The organism is Lysobacter cavernae (assembly GCF_042648505.1).
GTDB lineage: Bacteria > Pseudomonadota > Gammaproteobacteria > Xanthomonadales > Xanthomonadaceae > Lysobacter_L > Lysobacter_L cavernae.
This window is the reverse complement of the sequence record NZ_JBHRXK010000004.1, coordinates 151,015-171,661: the sequence shown is the minus strand read 5'-3', so window position 1 is coordinate 171,661 and position 20,647 is coordinate 151,015. Positions and strand designations below refer to the sequence as shown.

Sequence of the window (20,647 nt, the reverse complement as noted above, 5' to 3'; positions counted from 1 at the left end):
GCGTGCCGCATCGACGACATCGGCACCCCACATCGCAGGAGCAGACATGAACCCCGGCTACCTCTACCTGGGCATCGCGATCGCCGCCGAAGTGGTCGCCACCAGCGCGCTCAAGGCCTCCGAAGGCTTCACCCGGCTGGGCCCGTCGCTGATCGTCGCCGCCGGCTACGGCGTCGCCTTCTACTTCCTGTCGCTGGTGCTCAAGAGCGTGCCGGTCGGCATCGCCTACGCGGTCTGGTCGGGCGTCGGCATCGTGCTGATCGCGTTGATCGGCTGGCTGGTGCTGAAGCAGCCGCTCGACGCGGCCGCCCTGGCCGGCATCGCCCTGATCGTCGCCGGCGTGGCCGTAATCCAGCTATTCTCCCAGTCGGCCGCACACTGAGCGGCCGGCTACCGTACCGGGGGAGACTGCCATGAGCACCGTCGCCGAGTCCTCGCATTCCGCGCAACGCCCGATCGACCGCTGGTTCGCCCACTACTCCGGCGACCACCGCAATGCCACCAACCAACTTCTCCACGTGATCTGCGTGCCGGCGATCCTGTGGAGCGTGATCGCCCTGCTGTGGTGCATCCCGGCACCGGGCACCTGGTTCCGCGCCGGCTTCTGGGCCGGCCTGGCGATGCTGGCCACGGCGTTGTTCTACTACCGCGCCTCGCGCGCACTCGGCCTGGGCATGGTCGTGGTGTTTGTGCTGATGGGCCTGCTCACGCGCTGGCTGCACGACAGCTACGGCACCCAGGCGCTGCTGGCGCTGGCGATCGGCGTGTTCGTGATCGCCTGGATCGGCCAGTTCATCGGCCACAGCAAGCGCTTCGAGGGCAAGCGCCCGAGCTTCCTTACCGACCTCACCTACCTGTTGATCGGCCCGGCCTGGGTGCTGTCCAAGCTGTACCGCAAGCTGGGCTGGTCGTACTGACGCACCGGTAACCGTGTGTGTTTCCCGGCCGTTGCTCCCGTGCAAGCGGGGACGGCGGTGCATTGCATTTCAAGAACCAGCGTCCATGCCCGCCCGCGATCTCGTCCTCGTCCTGCTCGTCGTGCTCGCCTGGGCCGGCAACTTCCTGACCTCGGCGCTGGCGTTGCGCGAGATCCCACCGATCCTGTTCACCGCGTTGCGCTTCGCCCTGCTGGCGCTGCCACTGGCGTTCTTCCTCAAGCGGCCGGCTCCAGGCCAGTGGCCGCGCCTGGTCGCGGTGTGCCTGTGCATCGGCGTGCTGCACTTCGGCCTGAGCTTCACCGCGCTCAAGTTGGCCGGCGACCTGTCCTCGCCGGCGATCGTGATGCAGAGCTACGTGCCGATGACCACGTTGCTGGCCTGGTGGTGGCTCGGCGAACGCTTCGCCTGGCGCACCGGCGTCGCCATCGCGATCAGCTTCGCCGGCGTGCTGGTGCTCGGCTTCGACCCGCTGGTGCTGGACCGGCCGATGGCGCTGGTCACCATGCTGGTCTCGGCCGCGTTCCTCGCCGTCGGCACGGTGTTGATGAAGGGCCTGCGTGGGCTCGATGCCTACAGCCAGCAGGGCTGGACCGCGCTGCTCAGCGTGCTGCCGCTGCTCGCGCTCAGCGTGGCGTTCGAACCCGGTGGACTGGCGCGCCTGCCGTCGGTGAGCGGGGTCGGCTGGTTCGGCGCGGTCTACGCCGCCTTCATCTCCTCACTGCTCGGCCATGGCCTGTACTACGTGCTGGTGCAGCGCCACCCGGTGGCGCAGGTGACGCCGTGGCTGCTGCTGGTGCCAGTGTTCGCGATCGGCCTGGGCATCGCGTTCTGGGGCGACCGGCCGGGCCCGCGCCTGCTGCTCGGCGGCGCGATGGTGCTCGGCGGGGTACTGGTGATCGCACTGCGCACGCTGATCACGTCGCGCACCGCTGCGCCGGCGGAAGAGCTGTAAGGCGGCCCTGCCCCACCACCGAACCTCGCTCCTCGCTCAGGCCGCGCCGCCGCGCACTGCGGCCACCGCACGCAGCGCCGTCGCCAGCTCCTCGCGTGCGACCGGTCCCAGGCAAGCGAACAGCTCGCGATCGACCTCGCTTTCGGTTTCCAGCAATCGCGGCACCAACGCGCGGCCGGCGTCGGTGATGTCGACGCGCACCGAACGCAGGTCACCGGCATCGGCACTGCGGGTCACATATCCCGTGTCCTCGAGCGAGGCCAATGCGCGCGACAGTGACGGCGCGGTGAGCCCGGCCGCGCTGGCCAGCCGGCACTGGCTGATGCCGCTGCCGTGCTGCAGCTGCTTCAGCGCTACCCATTCGGTGACGGTGATGCGCAGCTTGCGTGCGGCGCGCTCCAGCCGCAGGTGACGGCTGCGCGACACCAGGGCCAGCCAGTGGCCCAGCAACGGCTCGCCGGCAAGGGTGGGCACTGCCTCGACAGCGCGCAACGGCGCCAAGGCCGGCGCCCAGTTCGTGCGCCTGTGCGGCGCGGCGACGCAACCCGCGCTTGCCGGTGGGCTGTCGTGTGCAGCGGTGATGGTCATGGACGGCTTCCTCGGTTGAATGGATGTCAGGCCCAAAAACAAAAAACCCCGCGGTGTCGGCCGCGGGGTTCGGTCTGTTGCTGGGCTGTTGGCGTTGCCTACACGTGCCCGATCCCCGCGCGATATGCCCAGGTAAAGGTAATAAACCCAATCGAACCTGCGGGCTGGGCACGCCCGCACGGAGTCGCCGCGTCGTACGACGCAGGGGCGACCGGTTTGCGCGGGGCGAAAGAGAGATTCATTGCCGGTGAGAACACCATGCCGCGCTCATCGCTGTCAACCGTTGCCGACGATATGAATTCTGCTTCTGGCGGGCACCGGATCGGTCATGCGCCCGGGTGGGCATGCGGGCTATCGGCGCAGTGGCCACACTCCCCGCTGTCCTCACAGGAGGACGATCGGTGCCCGGCGCCAGTCGCTTCGACTAGTCCCCGGCGACCGGATCGAGCGCGAACATGTCCGCGCGCGGCCGGAACGGCCGTGGCGCATAGCCGAAATCGCGCTGCGCCGGCGCCAGGTCGAACACCAGATCGCTGCGCATGCGCCGCACCGCGGCCTCGCCGAGTCCGGTAGCGCGGCCGGTCAGCTGGGCCGCCAGCAACGCGGCGTTGAACAACGGCGACGGTAGCTCGATCAGCGTCGGTGGCGGCTGCAGCACCGCCAGCACGCGCGCGACCATGTCGCGGTAACCCAGGGTCTCGCCACCAGGCAGCGCATACGCCTGGCCGTGCGCGGCAGCGCTGCCGAGGCAGGCGAACGCGGCCGCGGCGAGGTCGTCGACATGGACCGGCTGACGCAGGCCGTTGGCGTTGCGCGGCAGCGGGAAGCGCCCCCAGCGTTGCGCCAGTTGCGCGATCCGGGTCAAGGTCGCGTCGCGGCCGGCGCCGTATACCAGCGTTGGCCGCAGCAGTGTCGCCGCCGCACCGCGCGCGCGCGCGGTGGCGAAGACGCCGTCCTCGCCTTCGCGCAGACGCCGGGCGACATCGCGCTCGGCGGCATCGGCCGAGCCGCGCTTGGTATCGACGCTGGTCGAACCGAACGCGATCACGCGTCCACATTCAATCGTGGCCGCGGCGTACCAGCGCGCGAATCCGTCGAGCGGCCCGCAGCTGAGAATCGCGTCAACCCGCGTCGGCGCGCCGCCCAGGCCGGCAAGATCACCGCGCAACCACTGCAAGCCGGGCTGATCGGATTGCGCGTGGCGCGACACCGCAGTCACGCGCCATCCGTTGCGCTGCAACAGGCCCAGCAACGGCCGCCCGATCTGGCCACTGCCGCCAAACACCAGGGCATGTCGCATGGATCAGTCGACCTTCGATCGGGTCGGCAGTACGGCACGCAGCCAGCCGTAGCCGATCAGCGCCGACAACACCGAGGCGGCGAGGATGCCGAGCACGGCTTCTTCGTAGTGCAGCGGTTCGCTGTAGGCCAGTGACGCGATGAACAGGCTCATGGTGAAGCCGATGCCGCACATCAAACCCAGGCCGAGCATCGCGCGCAGGTCCATGCCGTCAGGGAAGCGCGCCCAGCCCAGCGCGCGCATCGCCAGGGCCGCGCCGACGATACCCACTGGCTTGCCGAGCAGCAGGCCGATCACCACGCCCATCGGCAGCGGCGAGAGCATGTCGTCCATGCTCAAGCCATGCAGCACCAGGCCGGCGTTGGCAAAGGCGAACACCGGCAGGATCGCGTAGGCGACCCACGGGTGCAGCGCATGCTCGAGCGTTTCCAGCGGCGAATGCTCGGTCTCGTCCGGCACCGCGTTGTGTTTGTCGATGTGCCTGCTCTGAGTGTGCGGAATCATCAGGCCGGTAGCAACGCCGGCCAGGGTCGCGTGGACGCCGGACTTCAGCACGCACACCCACAGCACCACGCCCAGCACCAGGTACGGCGCCAACCGGGTCACGCCACGGCGGTTGAGCAGCCACATGCCCGCCAGCGCGGCACCGGCCCAGGCCAGCGCGGCCAGCGACATGCCGTGCGAGTAGAACAGCGCGATGATCAGGATCGCGATCAGGTCGTCGACCACCGCGATCGTCGACAGCAGCAGCTTCATACCGACCGGCACGCGCGAACCGAGCAGCGCCAGCACGCCCAAGGCGAAGGCGATGTCGGTCGCGGTCGGCACCGCCCAGCCACGCATCGCGCCGGCATCGCCGCGATTGAATGCGGTGAACAACAACGCCGGCACGGCCACGCCGGCGATGGCGCAGACCAGCGGCAAGATCAACTGGTCGCGGCTGGCCAACTGCCCGCTCAACGTCTCGCGCTTGATCTCCAGCGCCACCAGCAGGAAGAACACTGCCATCAAGCCGTCGTTGATCCACAGCAGCAGCGGCTTGGCGATCTCCAGCTCACCGATGCGCACCTGCACCGGCAGCTCGCGGAACGCCTCGTAGGCCGGCGACAGTGGTGAGTTGGCGGCGATCATCGCCAGTGCCGCGGCGGCGATCAGCATGATGCCGCCGGCGGCTTCGAGCCGGAAGAATTCGCTCAGCGCGCGCAGTGCGCGCCGCGGCAGGGGCCGCGTCAGCGAGGGTCGGTGCTCGGTCATACGCTCAGTATACCGACACGATTTTTACGACCGGGCCGAGAATCGCTGCACTCAGTGTTGCAGCATCAGCAACTCGAACGCGACCCAGGCCAGCAAGGCGATGAGCAGCGCAGCGCCTTCGGTCTTGCTGACGCGCAGGTCGCCGCGCAGCATCGGGTACAGCATCAGCGCGAACACCGCGGCGGCCGGCAGTTCAAATCGAACGAACGACTCCGGCAACGGCAACGCGCCATCGAGCGCGGCCATGCCGCCAACCACCACCAGCAGGTTGAACAGGCTCGAGCCGATCACATGGCCGGCAACCAGGTCGCTCTGCCCGCGCCGTGCTGCGGCGATGGCAGCGGCCGCTTCCGGCAGTGCGGTGCCGATCGCCACCGGCAACAGGCCGGTCAGCAACGGGGTCAGCCCGAATCCGGCGCCCAGCGCCGGGGCGCTGCCTACCACCAGCTTGGAGCCGTAGGACAGCAGCACCGCGGCAATGGCGAAACGCAGCAGGTTGAGGCCGAGGTCGGTGCTGGTGCGCGCGAACGCGGCGATCGCGTCCTGCAACTCCGGTGCCTCGCGGCGCGTGCGCACCGCGGCAAAGGCCACCACCGCGACGAAGACGATCAACAGGCCAAAGCCTTCAAACCGGGTCAGCACGCCATCGAGGCCGAGCGCGATCACCAGCAACGTGCCGGCGATGAGCACCAGCAGCAGCGGCGATAACGCCCGCCAGCGCACCAGCAGCGGCGCGGCCATCGCCGCCAGGCCCAGGGTCAGACCGAAGTTGACGACGTTGCTGCCAACCGCGTTGCCCAGCGCCAGCGCCTGCTGCCCGCGCGCGACCGCCTGCAGGTTGACCGCGAGTTCCGGCAGCGAGGTGCCGAACGCAACCAGGACCAGGCCAGCCACAAACGGCGAGGCGCCGAAGCGCTGCGCCAATCCGGCGGCGCCCTTGACGATGGAATCGCCGCCGAGCGCCAACAGCACCAGACCCAGCACGAATAAACCGATGGCTTCGAGCATTGCATCCCCCCTCCCCGGTCAAGCCGGTGATTCTATGCCTGCCCTGATGGCGCGCGTTCCGCGCCGATCAGGAGCAACCTTCAACGTAGTCGATCTGTGGTGGCACGCCGATGCGCCAACCGGTGACCTTGCCGGCATCGGTTTCAAACAGCAGCACGCCGTTGCCGGCAGCCGCGTCCTGGATGCGCAGGTACTGGCCGCCCTCGGCGTACTTGTGCGGTCGTGTTTGGATGCGGCCGGCGTAAAGCTTGCCGATCTCGTCGGCGCTCATGCCGACCTTGCCTCCGCCGGGCGCGATGATGTCGGTGCTTTCAACGTCGATGCGGGCGAACTTGTCGTGCTCGATCATGAAGGCGATACGGTAGCCACCGGCAGGCACGGGCCGTGGCATCAGGTAATAGCAGCCGCCGGGCTCAGCCGGCTTGGCATCGCCGAGGTCGGCCCCCCAGGCCATGCGCACCTGCTCCTGATCGGCACCGAATCGGGCCGGGCCGAAACCGGCAAAGCCGATCGTACCCGGCGCCGGCATCGCACCGGGTGTCTGCGGCGCGGTCGCCGGCGGCACGTCCTGCACCGGCGCGTCCTGCTCCTGCTCCGGCGCCGGCACGGCCGCGCTCGGCGCGTCGCCGGCGCGGTCGCCGCCGCAGGCAGCCAGCGCCAACAGCATCGTCGGCAACCACAGCTTGATTCGGCCCGTCATCTCGCCTGTTTTCGCGTCAAGGTCGGGGGCGCAGCCTAACCCGAAGCCGTGAAAACGATGCGAACTGTGTCGCAAATCAGCCCCGCGGCGGCGCGAAGTGCTTCTGCAGGCCGGCCCAGCAGGCCTGGTAGTCGCGCTGCCGGTGCGCGGCATCGAGCGCCTGCTGCGTCGGCCGGATCACCGCGCGCGTCTCGAACATGAAGGCCATGGTCTCGGCGATCACGTCCGGCCTGGCGAGGTCGGCGGCACTGGCTTTCTCGAACGTGGCCGCGTCCGGGCCGTGCCCGGTCATCGAGTTGTGCAGCGACGCGCCGCCCGGCGCGAAGCCCTCGGCCTTGGCGTCGTAGGCGCCGTGCACCAGGCCCATGAACTCGCTGGCGATGTTGCGGTGGAACCACGGCGGCCGAAACGTGTCCTGTGCCACCAGCCAGCGCGGCGGGAAGATCACGAAGTCGAGGTTGCTGGTGCCCGGCGTGTCACTGGGCGAGTGCAGCACCAGGAAGATGCTCGGATCGGGGTGATCGAAACTGATCGAGCCGATCGTGTTGAAGCGGCGCAGGTCGTACTGGTACGGCGCGTAGTTGCCGTGCCAGGCAACCACGTCGAGCGGCGAGTGGCCGATGTCAGCGCGCCACAGGTGGCCCTGGAACTTGGCAATCAGCTCGAACTGACCTTCGCGGTCCTCATACGCGGCATGAGGCGTGAGGAAGTCGCGCGGATTGGCCAGGCCGTTGCTGCCGATCGGGCCGAGGTCGGGCAGGCGCAGCAACGCGCCGAAGTTCTCGCAGACGTAGCCGCGCGCTTCCCCGTCCGGCAGCGACACCGTGAAACGCACGCCGCGTGGGATCACCGCGATCTGCTGCGGCTCGACCGCGAGCACGCCCAGCTCGGTGGCGATGTGCAGGCGGCCGAGCTGCGGCACGATCAGCAATTCGCCGTCGGCGTCGTAGAAGTAACGCCCCTGCATGTCGCGGTTGGCGGCGTACAGGTGGATGCCGACGCCGTGCTGGGCGGCCGGCGAACCATTGCCGGCCATGGTGTACAGGCCGTCGACGAAATCGGTGGGGGCCTGCGGCAGCGGCAGCGGGTTCCAGCGCAGTTGGTCGGGGGTGACCGGGCCATCGCCGAAGTCGCTGTGCAGATGCGGCTGCTCGTAACGCTCGAACGTGCCGTGCATCGCCGCCGGCCGGACCCGGTACAGCCAGCTGCGGCGGTTGGCGCCACGCGGCGCGGTGAACGCCGTGCCCGACAACTGCTCGGCGTAGAGCCCGTGGGCCACCCGCTGCGGCGAATTGCGCCCTTGCGGCAAGCTGTCGGCGACCGCCTCGGTCGCGAACTCGTTGCCGAAGCCGGATTGGAAGCCGTTGCTGGTGATCGTCATATGCAGCGCTTTGCTCAAAGCCCCTCTCCCATCGGGAGAGGGGTTGGGGTGAGGGTACGGTGCCCGAGTGCGTCGAAGATCGCCTCGATCACCGCTTCGGTCGCCGTCAGCGCGTCGTTATCCCAGAAGCGGATCACACGCCAGCCTTGCGATTCCAGATACTTCGTTCTCGCAGCGTTCACTTCGTGCGAATGCTGCGAACCATCCAGTTCGACGATGAGCCTTGCGTCGGCGCAGCAGAAATCGACGATGTACGGGGGAACCGGGTGTTGCCGGCGAAACTTGAATTCCCCAGCTGGCCACCCCGCAGGCATCGCCAGAGCTTGTGTTCGACCTCCGTCATTTCCTTGCGCAGCGACCTGGCACGCGTCAGTGAAACGGTCGGCAACGGCGGCTTGATCGTCCTTGGCACGGCACTTCAGTTCCGCGAGTCCTGTTGGCAGATCGTAAGCCAAGCATCATGACTTCGCCGAACCCTCACCCCAACCCCTCTCCCGGCGGGAGAGGGGCTCAAAGCCGCTTACAGCACGCCGCGACGCATCTGGTCGCGCTCGATGCTCTCGAACAGCGCCTGGAAGTTGCCTTCGCCGAAACCTTCGTTGCCTTTGCGCTGGATGATCTCGAAGAAGATCGGGCCGATCGCGTTCTGGGTGAAGATCTGCAGCAGCTTGCGCTGGTGGGTTTCCAGGTCGGCGTCGATCAGGATCTTGTTGCGGGCCAAACGCGGCACGTCTTCGCCGTGATTGGGCACGCGCTGGTCGATCACGTCGAAATAGGTCTCGGGCGTGTCGAGGAACTCCACGCCCTGCGCACGCATCGCCTCGACGGTGTCGTAGATGTTGTCGGTGAAGCAGGCGATGTGCTGGATGCCCTCGCCCTTGTAGGCGTCGAGGTACTCGTTGATCTGCGACTTCGGGTCGCTCGACTCGTTGAGCGGGATGCGCACGATGCCGTCCGGCGCGGTCATCGCCTTCGAAACCAGGCCGGTCTTGGCGCCCTTGATGTCGAAGTAGCGGATCTCGCGGAAATTGAACAGGCGTTCGTAGTAATCCGACCACTTCTGCATGTTGCCGAAGAACAGGTTGTGGGTCAGATGGTCGATGAAGGTCAGGCCGAACCCGACCGGGTTCTGCTGCGCGCCCTGCACCGGCAGATAGTCCTCGTAGACGCTGCCCGTGTCGCCGTAACGGTCGACCAGGTACAGCATGCAATCGCCGATGCCCTTGACCACCGGCGCGTCGACGGCGCGCGTGGCGGCCTGGTCGGTGATGGCTTCGCCGCCGTTGCCGATGACCGCGTCGAACACCTCCTGCGCCGGCTTCTTGAAGCGGATCGCGAAACCGCAGGCGCAGGGGCCGTGTTGGGCGGCAAAATCGGCGGCGAAGCTGTCCGGATCCTCGTTGACCAGGAAGTTGACGCCGCCCTGGCGGTAGACCGTGATCGGCCGGGTCTTGTGGTGCAGCACGGCGGTGAAGCCGAGCTTGCGGAAATAGTCGTGCAGGAGTTCGCCCTGGCCGGTCGGGGCGGCGAATTCGACGAACTCGAACCCGTCGATGCCGAGCGGGTTCTCGAACGTGGTGACCTGCATGCCGAGGTTGGGCTGCGCATTCATGGCATTGTTCTCAGATAGCGGCGACGCCCGCTGCGGACGGCCTTGGATCAGAAGGCCACTTTATAGTTTCAAATGAAACCATAATCAAGGTACAGCGCAACATGAACCAGCCCCGCCCGGGCCACGCCGAACTCGACCTCGAGCATTTCCTGCCCTACCGCCTGTCGGTGCTGAGCAACCGGGTCAGCGGCACGATCGCCCGCATCTACACCGAACGCTTCGCCCTGGGCATCACCGAATGGCGGGTCATGGCCGTGCTCGGCCGCTACCCGGACCTGTCGGCCAACGAGGTGGCTCAGCGCACGGCGATGGACAAGGTGGCAGTCAGCCGTGCCGTGGCGCGGCTCCTGGAGGCCGGCCGCCTGCAGCGCGAAACCCACGGCGATGACCGCCGCCGCTCGGTGCTGTGTCTGTCCGAGGCCGGTTACCGGATCTACGACGAGGTCGCGCCGCTGGCGTTGGCATTTGAACGGCGCCTGCTCGACGGCATCGACGCCGATGAGCGCGCCGTGCTGTTCCGCCTGCTCGATCGCCTCGACGAGCTGGAATTGCGCGCCGAGACGGAGTCACCGTCGTCGCCCTAGGGCAGTTTCGCGGGCGCGTCATCCTTGGCGCGCGGTAACCACTGACTGAAGTCGTTTTACTCGTCATTCCCGCGAAGGCGGGAATGACGGCGCTCATTCGAGCGCGGCTTCAAGCGGTTCCTGGCCGCTACGCATGCTCGATCACCAGCACGCGCCAGGCCGGGAACTCCGCACCCACCGCCGGCGTGTCGATCCAGCCGCAGGCCAGCAGGCCGTCGTCGCTGCCGGCCTCGCACAGGTACACCGCGATCGCGCCGCGCTGCTGCTCGGTGCGCACCAGCGCCCAACCTTCGGGCAGCGGTCGTTTCTCGCGGCGGTGCTCGGTTTGCAGGAACGCAGTGACGTTCGCTTCGAGGATGTCGCGGCCCGCTTCGACCTCGTGCGCGGTGACCGTGGCGATCTCGGCATCCAACGTCGGCGGCAGCGGCGGCCGCTCGATCACCAGGCCGTGGCCTTCCAGGCGATCGGCGATGTCGCCCGGCACGGCATAGGCCAGCGGACGCTGCACGGCGTGCTCGGCGACGAAGCGACCGAGGTAGGGCACCTTCACGCTGATCGGGTCGCCCTGCAGCGTGTACGGCTCGCGCGTGAGGATCTCGACCTCGCGATCGGGGAAAGCGTCCAGCCGATAACGCACCGCGATCTCGTCCGGCGGCATCTCGCAGCCGGCCAGCAACTCGACGATCTCCTCTGCGTGTGCGGCGACGTAGGCCAATGCCTCGCGCACGAACGCGTAAGTGGTGCGCACGCGCTCGGCGAAGGGGAGATAGGCGTAGGTCTCCAGCAGCAGGTCGAGGCGGTTGGTCAGGCCGCGGTAGTTGCCGCCGAAGCGCGGGTGGTGGGTATAGGTGATCCAGCCCATGCCCTGCCCGCCCTCGTCGCGCAGGAAGTTGCCGTAGTAGAACGTGTCGAGGCCGTCGTTGGCCTTCACCGCCGCGCTCACCGCCGGCAGCAGTTGCTCGCGCAGGTAGGCGATCGGCTCGGCCCGGCCGCTGTGCACGGTGTGTGGAATGTCGTAGGTCAACGCGAAGCGGTGGATCGAGCCGTTGGTGGCGTGGCAATCGATCGTCAGGTGCGGGCTCCACGGGTGCATCACCCGTGTCTGCAGCAGGCGCATCTCCGGCGCGTCCTGGCGCATGTAGTCGCGGTTGAGGTTGATGCCGGCGGCGTTGACGCGCGTGCCGACGCCGCTGTTGGGGCCGAGCTGGCCGCTGAGGTGGGCGATGTCGAGCTTGCGGTTGGCCGGGTCGATGCGATCGTTGCCGTCGGCGTTGAACAGCGGCACCAGCAGCAGGGTCATGCGCGTCAGCACGTCGCCGTGCCGGCCATCGAGCAGGTCGCGCACGTACATCAGGCCGGCTTCCTTGCCCTCGACTTCACCGGCGTGGATGCCGCACAACACCAGCACCACCGGCAGGCCGGCAGCGCGCGCCTGCTCCGGAGTGGTGACGCCGCTGGCCGACAGCACCAGCAGCGGCAGCGTGCGTCCTTCTGGCGTGACACCGAAGTCGGTGATATGCAGCCGTGGGTCGTTGTGCGCGGCCAGCGCGTCGATGAACGCCATGACGTCGGCATGGCGCGAGGTTTCGCTGTAGTCGCTGCTTTCGGCGCGGGTGATCGGAGCCGGCTGGGTCATGGCGAGGTCCGTGAAGGCGAAGCGGCTACCTTACCGCCCCTCCCCGCGCTTTGCCTTGGCGCTGTGGTGACAGCGCAACACAAGCGGCGGCCCGCAGGCCGCCGCTTGCCCTTGCGTCACTTCACCCCGTGCATCAACCGGTTGATCAACGGTGCAAACAACAGGAACGCCGCGCCCATGATGAAACCGGCCCAGGCGATGTGGGTGTAGGTCTCGGCGTACTGGGCGATGCCGGCGCCGGTGCTGCCGGAGGCCACCGAGGCGATCACGCCGGCGACGTAGTTGCCGATCGCCGAGCACATGAACCAGGCGCCCATCGCCATGCCGGTTTCCTTCGGCGCGGCCAGCTTGGACACCATCGACAGGCCGATCGGCGACAGGCACAGCTCGCCCATGGTGTTGATCGCATAAGCCAACGCCAGCATCCCCCACGGGATGCGCTCCGCGCTGTCTTGCAGGTGGCCGATGCTCAGCACCAGCGTGGTGAAGCCGATCGCGACCAGGATCAGCGCCAGCGCGAACTTGCGCGGGATCGAGGGGTTGAGGCGGCTCGCCTCCAGCTTTGGCCACAGCCAGGCGAACAGCGGCGCCAGGGCGATGATGAAGATCGGATTGGCCGACTGGAACAAGGTGAAATCGAACGGCGCGTCGACGTGGTCCTTGGCGAAGAAGTTCAGCGACGTACCGGCCTGCTCGAACATGCCCCAGAACAGGATCTTGGCCAGGAACAGCAGCAGCATCGCCATGTAGCGGTGCATCTGCACCTTGTCGCCGCTGCGCACGCCGCTACCGATGAAGTACACCGCCAGCACCACGAACAGCGCCAGCAGGATGTAGCCAACGAGTTTGGCCTGGCTCAGCATCAGGTAGGCCACCGGCACCGCGGCGATGCAGCCCAGCAGCACCTTGAACACGCGCGAGGCATTGCGCGCCGGCACCGGTGCCTCGCCGACGTGGCCGAGCCAGCCGCGCAGCCAGTGGAACAGCATCAGCCCGGCGATCATGCCCAGCCCGGCGCTGAAGAAGCCCCACTCGTAGCCGTACCTGGCGCCGATCAGCGTGCCGCAGATCAACGGCGCGACCGCGCCACCGGCGTTGATGCCCATGTAGAAGATGGTGAAGCCCGAGTCGCGGCGCGCGTCGCCCGGCGCGTAGAGCTGGCCGACCATGGTCGAGATGTTCGGCTTGAACAGGCCGTTGCCGACCACGATCACCGCTAGGCCCAACAGGAACCAGGTCAGGTCCGGAATCAGCAGCAGGAACAGGCCGCCCGCCATCAACGTGCCGCCGAGCATGATCGACGAGCGGTACCCCAGATAGCGGTCGGCGACGAAGCCGCCAAACAGGCCGGTGGCGTAGATCAGCGCGGTGTAGGCGCCGTAGGTCAGGCTGGCCTGGGCACGCGCCTCGCCTTCGGGCAGCAGGCCGAAGAAGGTGGTGGCCACGTACACCGCCAGCAGCGCGCGCATGCCGTAGTAGGCGAAGCGCTCCCAGAACTCGGCGCCGAACAGCATCCACAGCGGACGCGGGTGGCCGACGAATTCGCCGGGCGGCGGTGGCAGGAAGGCGGGCTCGACGTGTGGTTTCTCGGTCATTCTCGTCTCCAGATGCAGCAACGCCACGGACCGGGCCGGCCGGGCCGTGGCGTGCAGGAAAACAGCAAGGCGCTTGAAAGCGAAGTCACTGGATCCCCGCCTTCGCGGGGATGACGCATCGGCAAAGCGGCCCGCGCGTCGCGCGGGCCGGCCGATGCGTCACTTCACGCCGTGCATCAGCTTCTGCACCAGCGGCGCGATCAGAAAGAGCAACACGCCCGCGCCGACCAGGGCCCAGAAGCCGAAGGTGTAGCCCGAGTGCGCCGACTGCACCGTCATGCCGCCTTCGCCGCTGACGATGCCGGCGAAGATGCCCGACAGGTTGTTGCCGATGCCGGTCGACAGGAACCAGCCGCCCATGCCGAAGCCGACCAGGCGCATCGGTGCCAGCTTGGTCACCATCGACAGGCCGATCGGCGACAGGCACAGCTCGCCGATGGACTGGATCACGTAGACCATGAAGAGGGTCCAGAACGGGATCTTGCCGGCGTCGTTGACCAGGCTCGACAGCGCGAACATCAACAGCAGGAATGCCAGACCGTTGAAGATCAGGCCGAGACCGAACTTGCGCGGGATCGACGGGTTGGCCGAGCGCATCTTCACCCAGATCAAGGCGATGATCGGCGCCAGCGTGATGATCGCCAGCGAGTTCACCGACTGGAACCACGCATTCGGGAACACGAAGCCGCCGGCACCGAACAGGTCGCGGTCGACGATCTTGTCGGCGAGGAAGGTGAAGGAACTACCGGCCTGCTCGAAGAACATCCAGAACAGGATGTTGAAGGTGAAGATGATCAGCATGGCGATGCAGCGGTCGCGCTGCACGGAGCCCTCACGGAAGGCCTCGACCAGCAGCATCGCGCACAACGCCACGAACATCGCCAGCAGGATCCACTGCAGCGTGGTCGCGCCCACCGCCAGCAGCAGGTACACCACCGGGATCGCCACCAGCGCGCCGATCAGCACGTACAGCACCTTGCGCTTCTCGCTGCTGTCGGCCGGCGGCCGGCCGATGCCGGCGAGTTCGCGCCGGCCGAACCAGAACCACACCAGGCTGATCAGCATGCCGATGCCGGAGGCCATGAAGACCATCTTGTAGGCCGGCATGACACTGGTGCCGAACACCTTTTCGGCGAGCAAGCCGGTGAGGATCGGCGAGATGAAGGCGCCGGCGTTGATGCCCATGTAGAAGATGGTGAAGCCCGAGTCGCGGCGCTCGTCACCGGTGCTGTAGAGCTTGCCGACCATCGTCGAGATGTTGGGCTTGAACAGGCCGTTGCCGACCACGATCGTGGCCAGGCCGAGCTTGAAGATCTGCTCGTTGGGCAAGGCGATCATGAACAGGCCGGCGGCCATGATCACCGCGCCGAGCAGGATCGAGCGCTGGTAGCCGAGCACGCGGTCGGCGATGTAGCCGCCGAAGATCGCCGCGGCGTAGACCAGCGCCAGGTAGGCGCCGTAGACACGGTTGGCCGGCGCCTCGCCAGTGGCATCACCGCCGTAGAACTGGGCGACGATGTACAGCACCAGCGCCCAGCGGATGCCGTAGAACGCGAAGCGTTCCCAGAACTCGGTCATGAACAGCATCCACAAGGGCTTGGGATGCCCCAGGGTCTGCTTGAATTCCGGAATGGCCGGCGTAGGTGTCGCGGTTCCGCTCATGCGGTGTGCCCCCGTGTGGTTCGAGTACTGATGGAAACCCACGCCGGGTGGCACGGGACCGGGGAGATTTACCGACACAGGTCGGTCACGTCAAACCGGCGTGAAGGCCGACACCTCTTGCTGCGATGCAGCATTGTCCGGCTTTTTGCCGCATCTGCTGCCTGGGCCACGTGGATGGGTCACTGCGCCCTATTCAGCCACGCTGGCCAACCGCGAGAGCGAGCAGGCGCGGGAATTCGGCATGAGCCGCGCTCAGATGCCGCTGCGCCTCATCTAGCGCGCACCAGCGCAGTCGCTCGTGCTCCTGCGGCTGGCGGTTTTCCGGCGTGCCTTGCCAGGCAGTCACGGTGTAGAGGCGCAGCCGCCATGGCTCAGGCGCGGTGCCGTCGAGGGCTGGCCAGGTACTCGATCCGGGTGGGGACAATGCCGAGTTCCTCGTCCAGCTCACGGCACAGCGCCTGCGGCCCGCTCTCGCCGGCCTCGACATGGCCGCCGAACACGTCCCAAGCGCCCGGCAGCCACTCTCGGTCGGCACTGCGCCGGCCCAGCAACACCTTGCCGTCGTGGACGATGAGCGCGCCGACACAATCGTGCACGCGCGCCGTCACGACGTTACTCCGGCGTGGCGCCGTAGTCGCTGCCGGTGCCGATCGAGGTGCGCACCGAGAACAGCTCCGGGAAGAAGGTCAGCTCCAGCGCCTGCTTGAGGAAGCCGACGCCGCTGGAACCGCCGGTGCCGCGCTTGAAGCCGATGATGCGCATCACCGTGCGCATGTGGCGGAAGCGCCACAGCTGGAACTGGGATTCCAGGTCGACCAGGTCCTCGCACAGCTCGTACTCGCGCCAGTAACGGGCGGTGTCCTCGTAGATCCGTTCGAACACCGGCAGCAGCGCCGCGTCGGACACGTGCGCCTGGCCCCAGTCGCGCTGCAGGTGCTGCGCCGGCACTGCGTGGCCGAAGCGCGCCAGGTACATCAGGAATTCGTCGTACAGGCTCGGCAGCGCCAGCACCTCGGCCAGCCCGGTCTGGGCGGCGGGGTCGTAGGCGAACACCTTGAGCATCGCCGCGTTCTTGTTGCCGAGCATGAACTCGATGGTGCGGTACTGCAGCGACTGGAAGCCCGACGACGGCCCCAGCGTGTCGCGGAAGCCCATGTACTCCGACGGCGTCAACGTCTCCAGCACCGACCACTGCTCGGTCAACAGGCGCAGCACCTGCTTGCAGCGGGCCAGGGTCTTGCCGCACTGCCAGACCTGGTCGCGCTGCAGGTGGCCGATCGCCGCGCGCAGCTCGTGGATCAGCAGCTTCATCCACAGCTCGGACACCTGGTGCTGGACGATGAACAGCAGCTCATCGTGATGCGGCGGGTTCGACAGGCCCTGCTGCGCCGACAGCAGGCGGTCGAGGTGCAGGTAGCCGGAGTAGGTCATCCGCCCCGACAGGTCGGTGTGGATGCCGGTTTCCAGCTCGCGTTGGTTCTTCTCGACGGTCATCAATCGCTCTCTCGGCCAAGTTGTAAAGGGTAGCGCATCGCCTCCTGCCAGCCACAGGCCGCAACGCTGACGGCGTCACCGGCCTGCAATCCCGCGCGGGCAGGATTGCCCCCATAATCGCGCTCACGGACGCGGGCACACCCGCACGGGAGTCCGGCAGCGCTCACCACAACGGCCTCACACGGGGAAACTTATGGACAAGTTCGCAGGCCGCATCGCGGCCGGGGTATTGGCGTTCGCATTGGCTGGCGCGTCGCCCGCGCAGGTGGTGATCAGCCAGGTGTACGGCGGCGGCGGCAACAACGGTGCGCCGCTGCGCAACGACTTCATCGAATTGCATAACAACGGCGCCAGTGCGGTCGACCTCAGCGGCTGGTCGGTGCAGTACGCCTCCGCCGCCGGTACCAGCTGGCAGCGCACCGAGCTGAGCGGCAGCATCGCCCCGGGCGCCTATTACCTGATCCAGCAGGCCGCCGGCGCCAACGCCGATGCGCCGACGCTGCCGACACCCGACGCGGTCGGCACCATCCCGATGGCCGGCAGCGCCGGCAAGGTCGCGCTGGTCAACAGCACCGCCGTCCTCAGCGGTGCCTGCCCGACCGGCAACGTGGATTTCGTCGGCTTCGGCGCCACCGCCACCTGCGCCGAAGGCGCAGCGCCGACCGCCAACCTGGGCAATGCCACCGCCGCCCTGCGCGGCGACAGCGGCTGCATCGACACCAACAACAACGGCGCCGACCTCGTGGCCGGCACCCCGCTGCCTCGCAACGGTGCAAGCCCGCTGCATGTCTGCATCGCGTCGGACCTGCCGGTGCTCAGCGTCGGCGATGCCGTCGTCGTCGAAGGCAACGATGGCCAGGCCACGCTGCACTTCCCCGTCACCCTGTCGGGCACGCCGGATGACAATCGCCAAGTCACTTTCGACTACGCCACGGTCGATGGCACCGCCACCGTGGCCGACGGCGACTACTCGGCCGCCAGCGGCAGCCTGCAACTTGGGGGTGCCGGTCGCCAGGCGGTGATCGCGATCACCGTCAACGGCGACACGCGCTACGAACCCAGCGAAATCGTGCTCCTGAACCTGACCAACATCGCCGGCGCCATCGCCGGCGATGCGCAGGCCGAGGGCAGCATTGACAACGACGACCTGCTCGCGCTGAGCGCGATCCATCACATCCAGGGCAACGGTGCGAGCTCGCCGATGGTCGGTCAGATGGTTTCCACCGAAGGCGTCGTCACCGGCCGCAAGAACAACGGCTTCTTCATCCAGTCCACCCAGCCCGACGCCGACCCGACAACTTCCGAGGGCGTGTTCGTGTTCACCGGCGCCGCTGCGCCGGCCGTCGCCGCGATCGGCAACCGCGTGCGGGTGACCGGCACCGTGTTCGAGTTCGTGCCGTCGGCCGACCCCGGCCAGGCGCCGCTGACCGAAATCGGCGGCTCGCCGGTAGTGGCGCTGGTCGCGGTCGCCAACCCTGACCTGCCACCGTGGTTCTCGCTGCCGGCGCCGGTCCAGCTGACATCCACCTTCCCCGACCCGAACGGTCCGCTCGACCAGCTCGAGCGCGTGGAAGGCATGCGCGTGCAGATCACCAGCGCCACCGTGGTCGCACCGACCCAGGGCAGCACCAATGAGCCCAACGCCACCGGCAGCAGCAACGGCGTGTTCAACGTGGTCGTCGCTGGCGTGCCACGCCCGTTCCGCGAGCCCGGCATCCAGGCGCCCGACAACCCGCCCGACGGCGGCACCGCACCGCCGATCCCGCGCTGGGACTTCAACCCCGAACTGCTTACCGTCGACAGCGATGCGCTCGGCGGCGAGCGCTGGGACGTCTCGTTCGGCGCCCAGATCGGCAATATGATCGGCCCACTGGATTACGGCTTCCGCCGCTACACCCTCCTCCCCGACCAGTTGTTGCCAACCACCATTCTTCGGTCACCGGAGTTCGCACCACGTCCAGCCGCCGCATCTGCCGACCCGGCCGCGTTCACCGTTGCCGGCTACAACCTCGAACGCTTCTTCGACACCACCAACGATCCATCCATCGGCGAACCGGTGTTGACCGCGGCGGCGTTCGAACGTCGCCTGGCCAAGGCCTCGCTGGGCATCCGCAAGTACCTGCACGCACCGGACATCCTCGGCGCCATCGAGGTCGAGAACCTGTCGACGCTGCAGACCCTGGCCTCGCGCATCAACGCCGACGCCGTGGCTGCCGGCGACCCGGATCCGCGCTACGTCCCCTACCTGCTCGAAGGCAATGACGTCGGCGGCATCGACGTCGGCTTCCTGGTCAAGACCGCCGACGTACAGGCCGGCGTCGCCCGGGTCGAGGTGCAGTCGGTCGCCCAGATTGGCAAGGACACCACCTGGGTCGAGCCGAACGGCTCCAGCAGCCTGCTCAACGACCGCCCGCCGCTGGTGCTGGAGGCGATGATCCACGACGCTCAAGGCCGCGCGTTCCCGCTCGGCGTGGTGCTGGTGCACCAGCGCTCGCTGAGCGGCGCGGATGCCAACGATGCCGATGGCGACCGCATCCGCCACAAGCGCCAATACCAGGCCGAATTCCTCGCCGCTGACCTCAACCGACGCCAGGCCGATACGCCGGGCGCGCGCCTGGTGGTGTTGGGCGACTTCAACGCCTTCGAGTTCAACGACGGCCTGGTCGATGCGATGAACGTGGTGACCGGTACCCCCAGCGCCGACGAGGCCACGGCGGTGCCCGGCGATGGTGCGGACCTGGTCGAGCCCAACCTGGTCAATCTTGGTGGACTGACACCGGCCGCCGAGCGCTACTCGTTCCTGTTCGGTGGCAACGCGCAGACGCTGGATCACGTGCTGGTCAACGAGGAACTGGTCGTCCACACCAGCAGCATCGCGCTCGACCATGCACGCATCAACGCCGACTTCCCGGAGATCAATCGCAACGATGCCGCATCGCCGTCGCGCTTGTCCGACCACGACCCGGTGCTGGCCACGTTCGTCCCGCGCAGCCACGCCGATCTAGGCGTGACCGCCACGGCGACCAGCGCCGCGACCCGCGTCGGTGAAGCCATCGCTTTCGACGCCACCTTGGCCAACCACGGCCCGGAGGCCGCCGATTTCCCCGGCATCGGCTTCGTCCTCGACGGCGCGCTGCCGACGATGGCAGTGGTCGCGCCGGCTGGCTGGAACTGCGACGCCCCGCAGGTCGACGCCGGCAAGACCTCGGTCGCCTGCACCGCGTCGACACTGGCCGACGGCGCGGCCGCCACGTTCGTGGTCACCGCCACCGCCACCGAGGCGCAGGTCGGCGCCACCGTGGCCCTGGCCGTCGCCGCCGACGCGCAGTCGTTCGACCCGGTGGCAAGCAATGACCAGGCCAGCACCAGCGCCGAAGTGTTCGCCGTCGCCGACCTCGCCGTCAGCCTGCTCGGCCCGGGCAAGCACCTGCGCAGCGGCACCGTCGGCTCGTACCTGGTGACGCTCGGCAACGCCGGGGCCGACATCGCCCCGCAAACCCGCCTGACCCTCAGCGGCGACGCGCCGGCAGCGAATGTCGCGATCGACGCACCACAAGGCTGGACCTGCGACGTCACAGCGGCCGGCGCCGGCTTCGAGGCCAGCTGCAGCGGCGCGACGCTCGCGGCGAATACCATCCGCCCGTTCGCGCTGGCGATCGTCGCGCCCCCGCGCGAGGGCGACGAGCGCCTGACCGTGACCGCGCAGGTCTCCGCGCCGGTGCGCGACCCGCATGCGCACAACAACCACGCGAGTCACAGCGTGCGGCTGATCGGTCGCCCGCACTGACCGCCACCGACGCGGGCGGCCCACGCCCCCGCGCTCGGTGCAGCCAGTTGCCAGCATCTGCAAAGCGCGGCTTCGGCCGCGCTTTTTTTCGACCGTACGCCGCCGCTTTGCCGCAGCGCGCAACGGGAGATTTACACCGCGTGGGTATGATTTAGG

Annotated in this window: 20 protein-coding genes; 6 read left to right on the top strand and 14 right to left on the bottom strand. The window is 68.0% G+C overall.

All coding sequences use genetic code 11. The annotated features are described in order from the left end of the window. Positions 1-46 precede the first annotated feature (46 nt). From ACFOLC_RS10505 to ACFOLC_RS10495, 3 genes are all read left to right on the top strand, one after another. Positions 47-382, top strand: coding sequence for a DMT family transporter (locus ACFOLC_RS10505; protein WP_386759203.1), 336 nt, complete (start codon positions 47-49; stop codon positions 380-382). A 31-nt stretch (positions 383-413) separates the two neighbouring features. Further along, complete coding sequence (locus ACFOLC_RS10500) at positions 414-917, top strand: Mpo1 family 2-hydroxy fatty acid dioxygenase (RefSeq protein ID WP_386759202.1); 504 nt, start codon at positions 414-416, stop codon at positions 915-917. Positions 918-1,002: 85 nt separating this feature from the next. After that, positions 1,003-1,890, top strand: coding sequence for a DMT family transporter (locus ACFOLC_RS10495; protein WP_386759201.1), 888 nt, complete (start codon positions 1,003-1,005; stop codon positions 1,888-1,890). 36 nt (positions 1,891-1,926) lie between these two features. Here the strand turns inward: ACFOLC_RS10495 and ACFOLC_RS10490 are convergent, their stop codons facing one another. From ACFOLC_RS10490 to hppD, 8 genes are all read right to left on the bottom strand, one after another. Then, on the bottom strand, positions 1,927-2,478 hold the full coding sequence (locus ACFOLC_RS10490) for a MarR family winged helix-turn-helix transcriptional regulator (RefSeq protein WP_386759200.1): 552 nt from the start codon (positions 2,476-2,478) through the stop codon (positions 1,927-1,929). A gap of 424 nt (positions 2,479-2,902) precedes the next feature. Continuing rightward, complete coding sequence (locus ACFOLC_RS10485; protein ID WP_386759199.1) at positions 2,903-3,778, bottom strand: NAD-dependent epimerase/dehydratase family protein; 876 nt, start codon at positions 3,776-3,778, stop codon at positions 2,903-2,905. Between the two features lie 3 nt (positions 3,779-3,781). Beyond that, entirely contained in the window at positions 3,782-5,032 is a 1,251-nt protein-coding gene (nhaA, locus tag ACFOLC_RS10480; RefSeq protein WP_386759198.1) for a Na+/H+ antiporter NhaA, read from the bottom strand. A gap of 51 nt (positions 5,033-5,083) precedes the next feature. Beyond that, on the bottom strand, positions 5,084-6,040 hold the full coding sequence (locus ACFOLC_RS10475) for a sodium:calcium antiporter (protein ID WP_386759197.1): 957 nt from the start codon (positions 6,038-6,040) through the stop codon (positions 5,084-5,086). A 67-nt stretch (positions 6,041-6,107) separates the two neighbouring features. Continuing rightward, the gene (locus tag ACFOLC_RS10470; protein ID WP_386759196.1) at positions 6,108-6,740 is read right to left on the bottom strand and encodes a hypothetical protein; all 633 of its coding nucleotides are present in this window, start codon (positions 6,738-6,740) and stop codon (positions 6,108-6,110) included. 76 nt (positions 6,741-6,816) lie between these two features. Beyond that, a complete protein-coding gene (hmgA, locus tag ACFOLC_RS10465; RefSeq protein WP_386759195.1) occupies positions 6,817-8,121 on the bottom strand; it encodes a homogentisate 1,2-dioxygenase in 1,305 nt (434 codons plus the stop codon). Between the two features lie 14 nt (positions 8,122-8,135). Continuing rightward, a complete protein-coding gene (locus ACFOLC_RS10460; RefSeq protein ID WP_449284295.1) occupies positions 8,136-8,576 on the bottom strand; it encodes an endonuclease domain-containing protein in 441 nt (146 codons plus the stop codon). Positions 8,577-8,641: 65 nt separating this feature from the next. After that, on the bottom strand, positions 8,642-9,733 hold the full coding sequence (gene hppD, locus ACFOLC_RS10455; protein WP_386759194.1) for a 4-hydroxyphenylpyruvate dioxygenase: 1,092 nt from the start codon (positions 9,731-9,733) through the stop codon (positions 8,642-8,644). A gap of 101 nt (positions 9,734-9,834) precedes the next feature. Between hppD and ACFOLC_RS10450 the strand changes: the two genes are divergently transcribed. Beyond that, the gene (locus tag ACFOLC_RS10450) at positions 9,835-10,317 is read left to right on the top strand and encodes a MarR family winged helix-turn-helix transcriptional regulator (protein WP_386759193.1); all 483 of its coding nucleotides are present in this window, start codon (positions 9,835-9,837) and stop codon (positions 10,315-10,317) included. A gap of 127 nt (positions 10,318-10,444) precedes the next feature. Here the strand turns inward: ACFOLC_RS10450 and ACFOLC_RS10445 are convergent, their stop codons facing one another. The 3 genes from ACFOLC_RS10445 to ACFOLC_RS10435 all read right to left on the bottom strand — a co-directional run bounded on the left by ACFOLC_RS10445 (position 10,445) and on the right by ACFOLC_RS10435 (position 15,210). Next, complete coding sequence (locus ACFOLC_RS10445; RefSeq protein WP_386759192.1) at positions 10,445-11,953, bottom strand: M14 family metallopeptidase; 1,509 nt, start codon at positions 11,951-11,953, stop codon at positions 10,445-10,447. A 116-nt stretch (positions 11,954-12,069) separates the two neighbouring features. Next, positions 12,070-13,548: a peptide MFS transporter gene (locus tag ACFOLC_RS10440; RefSeq protein WP_386759191.1), complete on the bottom strand. Its 1,479-nt coding sequence runs from the start codon at positions 13,546-13,548 to the stop codon at positions 12,070-12,072. Between the two features lie 159 nt (positions 13,549-13,707). Beyond that, a complete protein-coding gene (locus tag ACFOLC_RS10435) occupies positions 13,708-15,210 on the bottom strand; it encodes a peptide MFS transporter (protein ID WP_386759190.1) in 1,503 nt (500 codons plus the stop codon). Between the two features lie 100 nt (positions 15,211-15,310). Between ACFOLC_RS10435 and ACFOLC_RS10430 the strand changes: the two genes are divergently transcribed. Continuing rightward, positions 15,311-15,487, top strand: a complete 177-nt coding sequence (locus tag ACFOLC_RS10430; RefSeq protein ID WP_386759428.1) for a hypothetical protein — start codon at positions 15,311-15,313, stop codon at positions 15,485-15,487. Here ACFOLC_RS10430 and ACFOLC_RS10425 read toward each other — a convergent pair. From ACFOLC_RS10425 to ACFOLC_RS10415, 3 genes are read right to left on the bottom strand one after another with little or no spacing between them, the layout of a single operon-like run. Then, positions 15,404-15,697, bottom strand: coding sequence for an NUDIX domain-containing protein (locus ACFOLC_RS10425; RefSeq protein WP_386759189.1), 294 nt, complete (start codon positions 15,695-15,697; stop codon positions 15,404-15,406). The two genes, ACFOLC_RS10430 and ACFOLC_RS10425, sit on opposite strands and share 84 nt — an antisense overlap. Then, on the bottom strand, positions 15,582-15,818 hold the full coding sequence (locus ACFOLC_RS10420) for an NUDIX domain-containing protein (protein WP_386759188.1): 237 nt from the start codon (positions 15,816-15,818) through the stop codon (positions 15,582-15,584). The genes ACFOLC_RS10425 and ACFOLC_RS10420 overlap by 116 nt, the downstream gene beginning before the upstream one ends. Positions 15,819-15,822: 4 nt before the next feature. Beyond that, a complete protein-coding gene (locus ACFOLC_RS10415) occupies positions 15,823-16,704 on the bottom strand; it encodes a tryptophan 2,3-dioxygenase (protein ID WP_386759187.1) in 882 nt (293 codons plus the stop codon). A 193-nt stretch (positions 16,705-16,897) separates the two neighbouring features. Between ACFOLC_RS10415 and ACFOLC_RS10410 the strand changes: the two genes are divergently transcribed. Beyond that, positions 16,898-20,491: a lamin tail domain-containing protein gene (locus ACFOLC_RS10410; RefSeq protein ID WP_386759186.1), complete on the top strand. Its 3,594-nt coding sequence runs from the start codon at positions 16,898-16,900 to the stop codon at positions 20,489-20,491. The last annotated feature ends 156 nt before the right edge of the window (positions 20,492-20,647 follow it).